Source organism: Streptomyces incanus, from assembly GCF_042656345.1.
Classification (GTDB): domain Bacteria; phylum Actinomycetota; class Actinomycetes; order Streptomycetales; family Streptomycetaceae; genus Streptomyces; species Streptomyces incanus.
This window is the reverse complement of record NZ_JBHSPC010000161.1, coordinates 20,712-34,553: the sequence shown is the minus strand read 5'-3', so window position 1 is coordinate 34,553 and position 13,842 is coordinate 20,712. Positions and strand designations below refer to the sequence as shown.

9 protein-coding genes and 1 pseudogene are annotated in these 13,842 nt (G+C 72.9%); 7 read left to right on the top strand and 3 right to left on the bottom strand.

Annotated elements, in window-relative coordinates; translation table 11 throughout:
• The 7 genes and pseudogenes from ACFP2V_RS35920 to ACFP2V_RS35890 form a co-directional block, all read left to right on the top strand.
• Positions 1 to 2,121, top strand: coding sequence for a protein kinase domain-containing protein (locus tag ACFP2V_RS35920; RefSeq protein ID WP_381219992.1), 2,121 nt, complete (start codon positions 1 to 3; stop codon positions 2,119 to 2,121).
• 266 nt (positions 2,122 to 2,387) lie between these two features.
• The gene (locus ACFP2V_RS35915) at positions 2,388 to 4,643 is read left to right on the top strand and encodes a hypothetical protein (protein ID WP_381219989.1); all 2,256 of its coding nucleotides are present in this window, start codon (positions 2,388 to 2,390) and stop codon (positions 4,641 to 4,643) included.
• Positions 4,636 to 5,721 carry a hypothetical protein gene (locus tag ACFP2V_RS35910; RefSeq protein ID WP_381219986.1) on the top strand — a complete coding sequence of 362 codons (1,086 nt, stop codon included), beginning with the start codon at positions 4,636 to 4,638 and terminating at the stop codon, positions 5,719 to 5,721. Before ACFP2V_RS35915 ends, ACFP2V_RS35910 begins: the two co-directional genes overlap by 8 nt.
• Positions 5,718 to 8,786 carry a hypothetical protein gene (locus ACFP2V_RS35905; protein ID WP_381219983.1) on the top strand — a complete coding sequence of 1,023 codons (3,069 nt, stop codon included), beginning with the start codon at positions 5,718 to 5,720 and terminating at the stop codon, positions 8,784 to 8,786. The genes ACFP2V_RS35910 and ACFP2V_RS35905 overlap by 4 nt, the downstream gene beginning before the upstream one ends.
• On the top strand, positions 8,783 to 10,321 hold the full coding sequence (locus ACFP2V_RS35900; RefSeq protein ID WP_381219980.1) for a vWA domain-containing protein: 1,539 nt from the start codon (positions 8,783 to 8,785) through the stop codon (positions 10,319 to 10,321). Before ACFP2V_RS35905 ends, ACFP2V_RS35900 begins: the two co-directional genes overlap by 4 nt.
• Positions 10,322 to 10,461: 140 nt before the next feature.
• Positions 10,462 to 11,523 (top strand): right-handed parallel beta-helix repeat-containing protein, encoded by a 1,062-nt coding sequence (locus ACFP2V_RS35895; RefSeq protein ID WP_381219977.1) that lies wholly within the window; start codon positions 10,462 to 10,464, stop codon positions 11,521 to 11,523.
• A gap of 113 nt (positions 11,524 to 11,636) precedes the next feature.
• Positions 11,637 to 12,605 (top strand): annotated as a pseudogene (locus ACFP2V_RS35890) (methyltransferase); the annotation flags it as partial.
• Positions 12,606 to 12,726: 121 nt separating this feature from the next.
• Here ACFP2V_RS35890 and ACFP2V_RS35885 read toward each other — a convergent pair.
• Genes ACFP2V_RS35885 through ACFP2V_RS35875 form a run of 3 tightly spaced genes read right to left on the bottom strand, consistent with a single transcriptional unit; the run spans position 12,727 to position 13,836 of the window.
• On the bottom strand, positions 12,727 to 13,062 hold the full coding sequence (locus tag ACFP2V_RS35885) for a TcmI family type II polyketide cyclase (RefSeq protein WP_381219974.1): 336 nt from the start codon (positions 13,060 to 13,062) through the stop codon (positions 12,727 to 12,729).
• Positions 13,063 to 13,090: 28 nt separating this feature from the next.
• Positions 13,091 to 13,573: an SRPBCC family protein gene (locus ACFP2V_RS35880; RefSeq protein ID WP_381219971.1), complete on the bottom strand. Its 483-nt coding sequence runs from the start codon at positions 13,571 to 13,573 to the stop codon at positions 13,091 to 13,093.
• A gap of 2 nt (positions 13,574 to 13,575) precedes the next feature.
• On the bottom strand, positions 13,576 to 13,836 hold the full coding sequence (locus tag ACFP2V_RS35875; RefSeq protein WP_381219968.1) for an acyl carrier protein: 261 nt from the start codon (positions 13,834 to 13,836) through the stop codon (positions 13,576 to 13,578).
• Positions 13,837 to 13,842 lie beyond the last annotated feature (6 nt).

The following is a 13,842-nucleotide window of genomic DNA, read 5'->3' as shown; positions in this document are numbered from 1 at the left end:
ATGGAGACTCTGAGAAGCGAGGACCCCCGGCGCCTGGGGCGGTTCCGGCTGCTGTCCCGCATCGGTGCGGGCGGATTCGGCGAGGTGTTCCTCGGGCAGGAGGAGCCGGGCGGCCGGGAGCGGTTCGCCGCGGTCAAACTCATCCGTACCGATGTCGCCGAGTCCGAGCGGCTCAGGCCCCGGTTCCACAGTGAGATCGAGGCCGTCGACCGGGCCGGCGGCGAAGGCATCCCCGAACTCCTGGATGCCGACCCGGCTGCCCGCCGCCCCTGGCTGGCCACCCGGTACGTCCCGGGCCCCTCGCTGCAACGGCTGGTCGACGACGCCGGCCCGCTGCCGGAGCCCACGGTGCTCGGCCTCGGCCGCCGCCTGGCCGCCACGCTGGCCGCCCTGCACGGCTCCGGGCTCTATCACCGGGACCTGAAACCGAGCAATGTGCTCGTCACCTCGACCCGTCCCTGGATCATCGACTTCAGCCTCGTACGCCTCGCCGCCAACCCCAGCCTGACCGTCACCGCGGACGCCATGGGCAGCTTCCAGTACGCCGCCCCCGAGCAGGCGAGCGGCCTCGGCCGCGCCCAGGGGCCCGCCGACGTCTTCGCCTTCGCCGCGACCCTGCTCTTCGCCGCGACGGGACATCCCCCCTACAGCGGCCGCAACCAGTTCGACATCCGGCTGCGCGCCCTGACGGAGCCACCGGACATCACCGGCCTGCGCGACGGCCCGCTGCGTGAACTCGTCACCGCGTGTCTCCGGTTCACCGACACCGAGCGCCCTTCGATGGACGACGTACGCGCCCGGCTGGCCCGCGCGACGGACACGGACCGCATCCCCTACCCGCCCGCGGCGCTCCATGTGTTCGGGCGCCATATGGCCGCGCTGCGCGCCCTCATCGGGCCGCGCGCCGACCAGTTGGCGCGGGAGGAGAGGGAGGAGCGGGAGACCGAGTGGGCCCGAGGCAGGGAAGCGGGCCGGGAACAGTGGAGCCCCGGAAACCGGACGGACGGCGGCCTCGCGCCGACCGTGCCCGCATGCGCGCCAACCTCCGTGCCGGTACCGGTGCCCGCACCCGCGTCGGAGCCGGCGCCGGCATCCACGCCGGAGTTCGCACCCGCACCGACCACCACCGAGCATTGGGTCTGGCACTGCCACGACTGGTTGCGCGTATCCCCCTGGCTGATGGGGGACATGGTGCTGGTCGTCACGGCGGGCGGGATCCTGTACGGCGTCGAGTACCGGAGTGGGCGGCCCCTGTGGCGACTGGATCTCGGCGCACCGGTGCGGGGCGGGCTGATTCCGGCGCGGGACGCGGTGGTCCTGGGCGCCGCAGACGGAGCGGTGCACCATGTCCGGCTGGCCGCGGCCGGTCCCGAGCACACACGGCACCGGTTCTCCGCGGGAGTGCACGTGGTGGGCTGGTCCGGTGCCCCCGACGACGATCCGAACCGGCTTTTCGTCGCGGAGGGACGGAGCGTGCGCGTCCTCGACCTCCGTTCCGGGGAGTGCGGCTGGGCCGTCGAGGACGCAGGAGTCGTGACGGGACGAGCGGTGGTCGCCGTCGGCACGGTGGTCTACCGCACCGATCGCGGCCAGGTGGTGTGCCGGCGGATGGACGACGGGAGCCGGCTGTGGGGCGTGCATCCGCGTGCCGCCGGTCCGGCGGGGGTGACGGCGCTGGAGGACACCGTCGTCGTGCCGGGGGCGGACGGCACGGTGGCCGCCCTGTGCCGCGCCACGGGAGAGACGGTGTGGGCGGTGTCGGCCGGCGGCACCGTGCACCTCGCCGCCGCCGGCTGCGGTGGGGCTGTCGTGGTCGCGACCACGGAGGGCTCGGTCACAGCGCTGGGAGCCGACGACGGGCGCCCGCTGTGGACGGCGCCGGCGACCGGCGGGGCGGCGCCACGTGCCCTGGACGTCCTGGTGGACGGCTCGGCGGTGTGTGTCGCCGACCAGCGTGGGATCCGGCTGCTCGCCGTCCATGACGGTCGCCTGCTGAGGCGCTGGGAACTGCCTTCCGTCTCGGGACTGCGTCCGGCCCGGGACGGGCTGATCGCGGTCGGACTCGACGGCGCGGTACGCCGGCTGGCCCTCGGAGGGGGACGCCGTCCGGCCACGGACTGAATCAAGCCATATCGCAACATCATGTGATGTGAACGCATTTCAGGAAAGAGAATGAAGGATTCTGGCTTTTCCTCGGACAACGGGGTAAGTGCCCCGCTACGATCGCTGACGCGTTCTCAGTTCGCGTTCCATGACCGGGGGTTCCGCGATCCGGGACGGCGGCGGGGACTGCGGTCCGAGGGGGGAACCGTGAACAGTGGCAGGTGGCCGGACGCAGGGCCGGCACCCATGAACGACGGCCCTTCCGCGACCCGTGGGCGCCGCCCGTGACGCGCGTCCGCCGCGACGGACCCGAGCACGGCCGGCCGCGGTCCACGGATGCCGGGTACACCGCCGCCGGGCCACCCGGACACTGCCCCGTCTGCTGGTCGGGCGGTGCCGGGCGGCGGTGTGGAGCCTGCGGCTGGGAGCCGGAGGCGACGGCCGCCGGTCCGGCCGCACGGGACGCGGAGATCGCCGCCTGCTGGTCCTGGGACATGTCCGCGGCCGTTCTCACGACCCGGTACCTGGCGGCCGGCAGCCGTTCCCGCGGAGCGACGCCGGGCGGCACCGCAGACCTCCGGCTGAGCCCTCTGATCCGCCGCGCCCCCGCGACGGCGGCCGTACACGGTCCACGCCCCTTCGGCCCCCTCGGCTCGTTCGACCCGTTCGGTTTCCTCGATCCGCTCGGCGCGGGGGAGCGGAGGGACGCCGCCGCGGACAGCCCCGCCGGTGCGGTGTCCCTGCTCACCGCGCTCACGGCCGGCGAGTACGACGCCGTCTGCGTCCTCGGGATCTCCACCGCCGGACTGGCCCTGCGGGAGCTGGGCCGCTGCCCGCAGGGGACCGGATGGACGCACAACTCCCCGGGTGACGACGTGCGGTGGCCTGACCTCGCGCCCTGGCTGCCCGCGTCGACGACGGAACGCCTCTTCCTGCTGGCCGGCGGCATCGGTGTCACTCCCCCCTACGGAACACAGGGGGTGCCCCGGGCCGCCGACGAGGCGTGGGAGCCCGTGGTCCGCCGCGCCCTCGCCACCACGCTGGCCCCTCTCGACGCCGCACGCGCACAGGGCCGCGCGGTGCCGCTGGTCCTCGTCGGCCAGGCTCATGGATGGCGCTGGCCGGGCTACGCGGCGCGGGCCCTGACGGCCAGGGCACCGGCGGCGGCCCGGATGCTCCTTGACGCCTCCGACCCGCGGACCCTGGACGACATCGTTCAAAGCGTCTGCCGCCAGGTTCCGCTGCGGCACGGCTATGCCCTGCTCACCCGGCCCGCCCCGGGAGGCTCACCGGAGCAGCGGGCGGACACCGGCGCCCGCATCCTCTTCCCGGGCGGTACGACGCTGCCCGAGGAAGGTGAACTGTTCGCCTCCGTCGAATTGTTGGCGGACGCGGACGGAGGCGAAATCGGGGACGCGAGCACACATGCGGATACGGATGCGCGTCCCGACGCCGACTCCGGTACGCGGGACGGCGTATTCGCCCTTCCGCTGGTGACGGCCAGGGGCACCCGGACCGAGGACTGGCCGGTGCTGCGCACGGGGCGTGCGCGGGTACGGCCCGGACGCCGGACCACCGTCACCGTCGCCCTCGACAGTCACGGGCAACTCCGCTTCGCGGAACCGGAGTTGTTCACCGAAGGCCGAAGCGGGCGGACGCTGACGCGCTCCACCGACGCGGACGCGGACGTACCCCGGCCCCGAGCCGCCGCCGTCGATGTGCTGCTCCTGCTCGAACTCGGCGGCGCTCGGGCCGAGTCCGAGCGCCGCGTCGGCTTCCTGCGGTCGGTGCTCCGTCAACTCGGCGCCGCCGGACCGCCGGACCCCGAGGCCGGCCGCCACGTCGGGGAGATCCCCAAGCACCCGACGGGCCTGCGGATCGGACTCGTCGGGTACGAGGACCACAAGGTCCTGCCCGTGCGCGCCGGACCGGAAGGCGACTCCGTGCTGAGCGTCTGGGGTCCCGGCTCCGCCGAGGCCGCCGCCGAGGCCGTCCGCCGGTTCCCCGTACGGCCCGTACGGCACGACTACGGCGCGCCGCTGGAGGACGCCCTGCACGCGGCCGCCCACTGGGGCCACTGGCGCGACGGAGCCCGGCACCTGTTGCTCGTGCTGGCCCGCAGGCCGCCCCACCCCGCCCGCCAGCAGTCCGACCTCAGCCTGCCCTGCCCCGACCGGTACGACTACGAGGAAGCCCTGCGCCGGCTGCGTACGGTGGTCTGTCCCGACCTGACCGTCATCGGCGTACGCGACGCGGCGGCCGGGGACACCTCCGGACGCTGGCGTCCCCAGACCCGCGAGCGGCTCCGTCACATCTGGCGCGACCTCGGCCGCGACCACCTGTTCACGCTCGGGACACACACACCCGAAGACGTCGCCTCGTGCGTCAACCGCGCCCTGGGACGCCCCGACGAGGCCCCCGGGCTGCTGACCGACCCCGCCACCGTACCGGCGGTCCTCGGAACCGCCCGCCGCCACGGCGCGCGTACCGACTCGTCGGCGGTACCACCCAGCCAGAAGGACAGTGAGCACCATGAATGAGAACAAGCCGGACGAGCCCCGGTTCCCACCGCCGGAAATGATGAGCAAGACGTACGAGCGGAACGCGGTGGACGGGGAGGCCGAGTACGTCGGCAGTGAGCCGGTGTACGTCGCTCCGGTCGAGTTCACCCCAGGACAGCAGGTGGGGGAGGGGGAGACCCGGATCGGCGTCTGGGGTTCTCCGGCCTCCGGCAAGACCACGTTCCTGGGAGCCCTGCGCCTCGCCGCCCTCGACCCGTCCGGTCCCTTCGGCCGGTGGCAGGTGGTGCCGTCCGACGACGTGTCGGAGAGGTTCATGGTGGAGACGGCCCAGAAACTGGCGATCGACAAGGTCTTTCCCCCGGCCACCCAGGCCGTGCGCCCGTACGCCTGGCGCTTTCGCGGGGACCTGAGCGGTACCGCCTTCGGCAGACGCCGCCTGCTGCGCAAACGGCCGTCGAACCGGCTGGAGTTCGAGCTGAACGTGCTCGACGTGCCCGGCGGTGTCTACGAAGACCTCAGGAGCGACACCCTCGCCGCCCGGAGCGTCGATCACCTGGCCAGGGCCCAGGGACTCGTCTACCTCTTCGATCCGGTGCGCGAGGCGAGGGACAGCGACTCGTTCGCCTTCCTCAACGGCACCTTGACCCGGATCACCCGTCTCTCCATGCAGGAGAACCGGCTGGACGGCCCTTACCTCCCGCATCATCTCGCCGTCTGCCTCACCAAGTTCGACGACCCGGAGATCTTCCACCGGGCCCGGCGCGGCGGCTGGACCGACCTCGGGCCGAACGGCGTGCCCGTGGTGTCCGACCCCGCCGGATTCTTCGACTGGCTCGCCGACGACCTGCACGGCAGCACCATGCGCCTGGTGGGACAGACCCTGCGCGCCAACTTCCATCCCTCGCGCCTCCACTTCTTCACCTCCTCGGCGATCGGGTTCGGCACGATGCCCGGCGGTTCCGTCGACCTGCGGCGCTTCGGGAACGTCAACGTCGTCGACGGGGCGGAGCGCATCGTGGGCCCGCTCAGCCCGTACAACGTCATGGAACCGCTGGTGGCCCTGCTGCTCGGCATGCGGAACGGGGGCCGTCCGTGAACGACGCGTTCACCGTGGAGGCGCTGTGGGCCTGGTACGGCAAGAAAGCGGGCTCGCTGGCCGAGTACGACGTGATGCACTGCACCGGAGGAGCGCCCCGCCGCGAGATCTTCTCCGGCTACATCGTCGCGGCGAGCCTCGGCAACCCGCCCTCCGCGGCCGCCGGGCAGGACCGGCTGCCCTGGATCTCCGTGGCGGGTCTGCCCTTCACCGACCAGTTGTGGACCGGAATCTCCGTGATGGAGACCTCCACCCTGCGCGACGGCGCGAACCGGGCCGTCACACCCACGCGCTACCTGCTCATCGACTCCGCCGAACTGGTGCGTCGGCGGGTGGAATACACCACCCTGTGGGACGCCGTGGCCCCCGTACGGCTGCCGCCGGAGCACGACGAGAGCATCCTGCTGGAGGTGCCCCCACCGGCCGGCGAGGGGCTGGCGGAAGGTCTGGACAGCATCGCCGACCACGTGCACGGCAGCACCGGCCCCGCCGGCACCGGGCAGCGGCGGGCGGCGGCCGTGGACTGGGCCGCGTCCGTGGCCGCGCTCCTGCTGCACGGCAGCCCCGTCGTCATCACCGGCGGCGGCCGGCTCGACGCGCGGACCCGGCTGGCCGTGTTCGACGCCGTCGTCGGCCTCCTGCCGTACGGGGTACGCAGCGGGCTGCGCGTGGGCAGCTGTGTCGACGGGGGTGACAAACCGCCCACCCAGCTGGCCTTCGGACCGGAGCGCACGCCGTCCGCCCGGTGCGTCCGGCTCGGCATTCCGCCGCAGGTGCCGGCCGGCCCTCCCGAGGACTACCGGCGTCACCTCTCCCGCCTGATCGAGGTCGTGGGCTTCGACGCGGTCACCGCCGGACTGCGCGGGCTCGACGCGCCCGTCGCGCCGTCCGACCACGGGACGCTGCTCGGCGCCCTCGGCCGGCTGGACCCGTTCCACGCGGCGGTGAGCGCCGTCGAGGCCGGGAAGCAGTCCGTCCAGGTGGTGGCCGAAGGGCTGAACAGCCTGACGGACGGCGAGGGCACGGACTCCGAAGGCTTCCTGCGGCTCGTCGAGTGCGGGATCGCGTACGCGGTCGAACCCGGGGGGCGGGAGCTGCACGAGGCGCTGCACCGCCACTGGATACACGAGAGGACCGGACCGCGGGTGTCCGCGCTCATGGCGGAAGCCCTCCTCAACGTGGTGCTGAGCGGTTCCTCGCATGCGATGGACAGCACCTCGTGCCGTGCCAGGCTGGACGCACTGTGGCGGCTGGTCGAACAGTGCCGTAAAGAAGCCGAGGTCCTGCGGTTGCTGCCCGGCCGCGAACAGTCGGCCGACGGCCGGCGCCTGCGGTACGCGGTCGAGTGCCTGTGCCTGTTGGGCCCGGGCAGGGTGGTGGACGGCCGGGCCGACGCCGTGCGCGCGCTCCGGGACACGCGCCGGCTCACCCTGGAGGTACTCGCGCGGGAATCGGCCGACCCCGCGCGGCTCGTGGACTGGCTGACCCCGCTCGCGCCGGCCGCGCACGAGGCCCCCGCCTGGCTGCGTGCCTGGGCGGTGCTGTCGGTGCGCGAGGCGAGGCAGGCGTCCCAGGCCGAACCGCGTCCCACCGCCGAGGACGCTGTCCATGTGCTCACCGCCACCGTCCGCGCACGGCGGCCCGACTGGACGGCCGAGGCCGTCGGGTGGCTGTGGCCGCACCTGTATGCCGTCGCCGTCGAGCCGGGGGACGGCGGGCGCCCGGACGAGGACGGAGCCACCTCCAGGCTTCCCTTCCTGAACCGGAACCGGAGCCGGAGCCGGGGGGGATCGCGGAAACCCACCTCGGACGGGACGTCGGACACTCCGGATGTCCCGCAGACTCCGGAGCACCCGCCGGTCTCCCCGAATCCGGCCGTCCCCGCCGCCCCCATCGGCCGCGCGGCGGACCCGGCGGCCCCTTTCGGCCCTCCGGACGCGCGTACGTTGAGGGACCTGCTCACCGCGGACCCGGACGTGTGGCAGCACTGCAGGGCACTGGCCGACGTCCTGAGCTGTCTGGTGGGCGTCCCTCCGGTCGGGCCCCCGTGGCGCGAGGCGGCGTGCCTCGCCTACGCCCGGAGCCTGCACAAGATCTTCCGGGACAGGAACCTGGAACCCTTCCTGGACCTGCTTGTGGACGAGCTCGCCGGGCCGGTGCTCGACGAACCCTGGGGCCAGGAGGGCGAGTCCGTCGTACTGACGGCCCTCCTCCAGGTGCCGCACCAGGGGGCCGCCGCGGACCTGCACCGGCGCATCGCCGCCCGGGACGAGGAATGGCGGCGACGGCAGGCGGCCTGGGAGCGGGAGCGTGCCGTCCACGCACAGCGGCTCTCCGAGCGCGAAGCCGCCCACAACGCCCACCTGCGTGCCGCCCGCCGGTCGCAGGAGAGCCAGGCCGTGCAGCAGACCGCCCTGGAACGGCACCCCGGCACCGGCCTCGCGACCGGGTTCGGAACCGGGGCCGGTACCGGGGCCGGAACCGGCACCGGTACCGGCCCCGGAACCCGCCCCGATTCCCGTCCCGCTACAGCGGACACCGGCCCCCGCGCAGGCCGCGGACGCCCACCCGTCGTCGGCGGCGCCGGCCGGACGGGCGACGGGCCCGAGCCACTGGAATGCCTTGTCCGAGCCGCCCAGCATGTCGGCTCCTCCCGGGACATCGCGGCGATGTGGGCGCCGTTCACCCTCGACCTGGAATCCGCCGCGGGCCGCCAGGCCCTCGAAGTGGCCGGCCGCTGGTGGGAGAAGGCCCGGGACGGGGAACGCGCCGCGCTCTTCGGCCATCTGGAACGCGCGCTCCTCACCGAGCAGCAGTGCAGCATCGACGTCACCGCGGACATCCTGCACGAAATCAGGCGCCTGATCATGGCCGGCCGGGCCTCCGGCCACAGCGGCGGCGGATGGCAGGCGGGGCCGGTGCTCCGGGAGACGAAGCGGGACCTGCGCGCACGCCGCTCGCGGGTGCGTGAACTGCGGTGGATACGGCTGATGGCCCACATCAACCTGGTACCGGGAACGCCGCGCAAGCCCAAGAAGTGGAACAGAGGGAGCACCACCCGATGAGCAACAACCGTTCCCGGTCGGCCCGGCGCGCACTCGCCGCGGCGCTGGCCACCGCCTTCCTCACCCTGGGGTCCGCGCTGAGCCCCTTCGCTCCCGCCCGTGCCGCGGACTCCGGCGACCTGGAGCAGTTCCTGGACTCGGTGGTGGGCACCCGCAGCGCCGGCTACGCGATCGTCGTCGACACCTCGCAGTCCATGGCGAACAACGGCTCGTACGACAAGGTCCGTTCGGTGCTTCCCGCGTTCCTCGAGTCCCTGCATTCCGAGGACCTGGTCTGCCTGATCCCCTTCAGCGAGAGCGCGCGCGCCTGCGACTTGGTCTCCCGCGACGAGGCGCTCGCGAAACTCGACGAAGCGCTGCCCGCCACCCCCGAGGGTCCCGCGTCCAACTTCGGGCGCGCTTTCGAACAGGCGCTGGCCGGACTGCAGCGGGCCGGCACCGATGTCGGCGGCGTGCTGCTGCTGTCCGACGCGCAGATGCACGCGCCCGACGACGTCAAGTACCGGGACTTCACCGCGAGCGGCTGGCCCGCCCTGCGCAAACAGGCTTCGGGCCTGCCCGCCGACCGCACCCTGACCGGCTACGGCATCGCCTTGGCCCCTGGCGCCGAGGTCGAGCAGGTCCTGGCCAAGGTGTTCCCCAGCTACCGCATGCTCGATGCGTCGGGAGCCCGGACCCGGGAGGCGATGACGGCGGCTCAGGACGACACCCGTCTGATCCAGGCCGCCCAGGCCGTGGCCGGGGACAAGGGCAAAGGCGTGGCCGTCTCCTGGCCGGACAGGCCCGGGAACGGGCCGGTGCCGGCCGGATCGGACCTCCGCCTGCGGCTGACGGCCACCACCGAAGCGCTGCCCGTGCGCGTCACCGGCCTGCGGATCGAAGGGCTCCCCGAGGGCGTCGAGCCGACCGGTGAACTGCCCCGCTCGGTCGACCTCGGGCCGGGGGAGAGCCGGGACATCGACGTCACGCTCAGCTCCACCACCGTGCAGCGCAAGGGGTGGGGGAGCGGTCCCCGCACCGAGACCTGGCAACTGTCCGTCGACGGCCGGGTGAGCACCCCGGTGGCGCGGGCCTCGGAGCGGTACGTGGACCAGCGGGCCCGGCTGGCCACCGCCCCGGCCGGAGAGTCCCTGGCGGTGCGGGGGACGGCGCGGGTCACCGTCGACCCGGTGCGCTGGGCCGCCGCACTGGGCGTCCTCCTGCTCGTCCTCGTCCTGGCGGGTGTTGTGCTGCTGCGCCGGTACCGTCCGGTCCGGGGCACGCTGTCCGCCGAAGGAGTCGACACCAGGGAGCCTGTGCGGATCCCTTTGCAAGGACGCGGCGAGGTCACCGTAGACCTCTCCCCGCTCATCGCGGGCGACGGATCGGTCAGGATCCGGAGCGTCCCCGGCCCGCTCCGCGAGCAGCCGCCCATCCGGCTGCGCTGCCGCACCGCAGACCGGCCGGAACGGGAGATCGTCTGCTCGCCCGGCCAGACCGTGCTGCTGTGCGGTATCGAGTTCCACTACACGACGCTGCCCGCGCAGCGGAGATGACCGGTGCCCGCCGCCCGGCAGCGGCCGCCCGCGACATTCCCGGAGGTTCCCGCGAGACCCGCCGCCGGGCGGCGCATGGCCACTGCTCACCTGGGGGATCAGTGGTGGCGGGGCGTCACATTCCCTTTTAGTTTCGACATATGACCCAACGTCACCTCACTTATCTCACCTGCACCGTGGTCGTCCTGGCCTCGGGCATGGCCGCCGCGCCGCCGGCCGCCCAGCCCACCGTGCACCGGGTGCAGCCCGGCGCATCGATCCAGAAGGCCGTGGACGCCGCGAAGCCGGGGGACACCGTCGTCCTCTCGCCCGGCACCTACAAAGAGAGCGTCGACATCACCACGTCGGACGTCGCCCTGCGCGGCTCCGGTGCCCACCGCACCGTCCTGGTGCCCGACACGGCCGCCGACCGGAGCGCCTGCGCCGAGGCGGGGCACGGCATCTGCGTGACCGGCACGGACACGGCACTCCTCGAGGGCGTCACCGTAAGCTCGTTGACATTGCGGGGCTTCCCCGGGAACGGGCTGTGGGCCACCGGCACCGACCGGCTGCGGGTGCAGGGCGTGACCGCCGAGAAGAACGGCAAGTGGGGCATCGCCGAGGAGCGCTCGGTGCGCAGCGTGCTCAGCCACAACGTGGTCGAGGAGAACGGCGACGCCGGACTGTTCCTGTCCAACACCACGGACACCGAGGAAGGCGCCCGGGACGCCCACCGGACGGTGATCCGCCACAACCGCATGCTCGGCAACCGCGTCGGCGTCATCGTGCGGCGGCTGCGGAACCTGACCGTCGACCACAACGAGGCCACCGGCAACTGTGCCGCCGTGTTCGTGGTGGGCGACGGGTCCAAGCCCGTCGCGGGCGACCTGCGGGTGACCCGCAATCACCTCCGCGCCAACAACAAGCGCTGCGCCGCCACACCGCGGCTGCCCTTCCTGCAGGGCGCGGGCATCGTCCTCACCGGAGCCGAGGACACCCTCGTGGCCGAGAACCGGATCGAGAACCACAAGGGCACCTCCCCGCTGTCCGGCGGCATCGTGCTGTTCAAGAGCTTCGCGGGCACCGTCGACGAGCGCAACACCGTCCGCGACAACCTGGTCACCGGCAACAGCCCGGCAGACCTGGCCAACCGGGACACCGCCACGACCAACACGTTCAGCGGCAACACCTGCACGCTCTCCGAGCCCGCCGGTCTGTGCTGAACACCCCGCCGTGCCACCGCCCACCCCCTCGGTACCTCGCCCTCCCCTCAACAGCACAACAGAAGAAGCGAGGCGACGGACGACGACCGTTGATCCGGCTCCCCCCACCGCCCATGCGGCCGCGGGAGCCCGCTTTCGGGGCGGCCCGCGCCGCCGCCGGACGCGCCGCCGTTCGCCTGGGTGTGGCGGACGTACTCGACCACACCCCCATGACCGGGGACGACCTCGCGGAGGCGGTGAAGTGCCGGCCGCACAGCCGGCTGCTGCTGCGCGCACTGTTGTGCCAGGGAGTCTTCGCCGAGCGCCCCGACGGCACGTTCACGCACACCGACATGTCCCGGCTGCTGCGCGAGGACGGCTGCACAGCCTGCGGTACATCGCCCTGTGGTGCACCGAACCGTGGGCCTGGAACCTCTGGCCGCTGCTCGACGAGGCAATCCGCTCGGGCGGCAACGTCTTCGAGGACGTCCACGGCCGGGAGCTCTTCGACCACCTGGGCGAGAACGCCCCCGAGTCCGGGCACATGGTCAACCGGGCCATGACGACGTCAGCGCGCAGTCGGCGCGGGACGTCGCCGCGCTTCGACCTGGGCGACGTCTCCTCCGTCGTGGACATCGGAGGCGGTCAGGGCCACGTCCTGGCCGGGCTGCTGGAGAAGTACCCGGACCTCCACGGCACCCTGCTCGGCCTGCCCGGCGTGGTGGAGAACGCCGACCCCCGGCTGTGGGAGGGCGGCGCGCCGGCCGGGCCCGGCTCGGCGCCGGGGACTGCCGCCAGGACGGTCCCCGTACGGGCGGACCTCTCCCTCATCATGAACGTCCTGGAGCGGGAGGACGACAGCACCCGCCGGGTCCTGGCCGACATCCGCGCGGCCCGGAGCACGCGTCGTCGTCATGGAGAAACTCGTCGCCGACACCCCGACGATGCGGTCCACCACGGCCATGGACCTGCTGCTCCTCAACGTTGGCGGCGCCGAGCACACCCGGAAGAGCATGACCGACCGGCTGGCCGGCGCGGGCCCGGTCATCGGCGAGGTCCAGCCGGGCGACGCCTGCCCGCACGCCTTCGAGCGCACCGTCCCGGCTGATCCGCACCGGCCCGCACCGTCCGGCCGACATGTTCCGTACGCAGGCCGGCCCCGGGGCCGCCGGCTCCGTGACGTACACGGGACCGGCGGCCCCGGGGCTCTTCCGGGCTGTCCGCTCAGGAGCCGGCGCCGCGCTCCCAGTGGTAGAAGCACTGCGCCATGGCGTCCTTGGGGCTGCGCCAGGTCCGGGGGTCGTACGGGCTGACGTACGCCTCCAGCTGTTCGCTGATGTCGCGGAACTCGGGGTGCCCGGCCACCTTCGCGATGGCGGGCGCCGGGTCCCGCTCGGACTCGATGAGGTGCAGATACACGTCGTCGCCGAACTGGAAGAGCCGGCGCCTGTTCACCCCGATCAGGTGGGGGAGTTCACCCCGGTCGGAGGCGGCGAACACATCGGAGATCTGCGACGCCGAACCGGGCGCCATACGGGCCACGATGAGTGCGTGGTGCATCGACGGTCCTTTCAGGATCGGTCGGCGGTCAGCGGGAGGTGACGGAGGCGGTGCTCCTGCGCTCGCCGGCGGCCTGCTCGATCCGGTCCCGGATGAGCTCCATCTGCGTACGCGAGTTGCGGTTGATGTTGTCCGTCATCCAGGCGTCGTCGACCGGGGCGTCGGGCTTCATCGAGAAGTCCTGCGTCCAGTTCATCCGGACGCCGCCCGGCAGCTGCTCGTACTCCCACAGGATGTCCATGTGGGCGAAGGGACCCGTCTCGACGCGGCGGGCGCGCACGGTCCGGCGGGCCCGGTCGGGGGTGCGCTCGGAGACCCAGCTCCACACCTTCCCGTTGTCGTCCGGGTGCATGGTCAGCCGGAACGTGGTGGTGTCGCCCTCGCGGGAGAGGACCTCGACCGACGCGTACTCGCTGAACAGATCCGGCCAGTTCTCGAGGTCGTTGGTCATCTCCCACACGAGGTCGAAGGGAGCGTCGACGGTGATGCTGTTCTCGGTGTGTCCTGCCACTTTCAGGCTCCAGCCTTGAGGGTGCTGTTGACGAGGTCCAGAAACTCCCGGGGCGTCCTGCAACGCTCCGAGTCGGGGGGAAGCGAGAGGCTGTACCGGTTCTCCAGCTCGCCGACGATGCCGAGCAGGCCCAGCGAGTCGAGGCCGAAGGAGTCGAAGGGGGACTCCGCGGCCTGCTTCAGCTCCTGCGGGTCGATGGTGATGCCGGCCGCCTTCTTCATCAGGGCGGCCAGTTCGGCGACGGTTACTTCAGTGGTGATCATGAGTGT